Source organism: Bartonella sp. AA86SXKL (assembly GCF_042196885.1).
On the sequence record NZ_JBHIRE010000607.1, the window covers coordinates 1 to 518 of the forward strand.

Below are 518 nucleotides of genomic sequence, written 5' to 3' on the forward strand. Positions count from 1 at the left end.
TCGTCAATCACAGCACGTACACGCCACCATTCATTGCCAGCAACGATAATATCAGAAGGATGCAATGTTCCTTTTTGAACAAGCACCGTTGCAACAGATCCACGTCCTCGATCCAGTTTCGCTTCAATGACAACACCTTCAGCGGTTCGTTGGGGATCAGCCTTCAAATCAAGAATTTCAGCTTGAAGAAGAATAGCTTCGAGAAGTTTATCAAGATTTTGACCAGTTTTAGCAGAAACTTCAACTTCCAAAGTTTCTCCGCCCATTGTTTCAACAAACACTTCGTGGTGCAGAAGTTCTGTACGCACTTTTTGCGCATTTGCAGTTGGTTTATCAATTTTGTTAATGGCAACAATAATGGGTACCCCAGCAGCTTTTGCGTGATTGATTGATTCAATTGTTTGCGGCATAACACTATCATCAGCGGCAACAACCAGAACAGCGATGTCGGTAACACGAGCTCCACGAGCACGCATAGCTGTGAAGGCAGCGTGTCCAGGTGTATCAATAAAGGTAAT

Annotated in this window: 1 protein-coding gene; it reads right to left on the reverse strand. The window is 44.0% G+C overall.

Annotated elements, in window-relative coordinates; translation table 11 throughout:
- A partial coding sequence (locus ACFIO5_RS13535; protein ID WP_375705696.1) for a translation initiation factor IF-2 occupies positions 1-518 on the reverse strand: 518 nt, incomplete at both ends.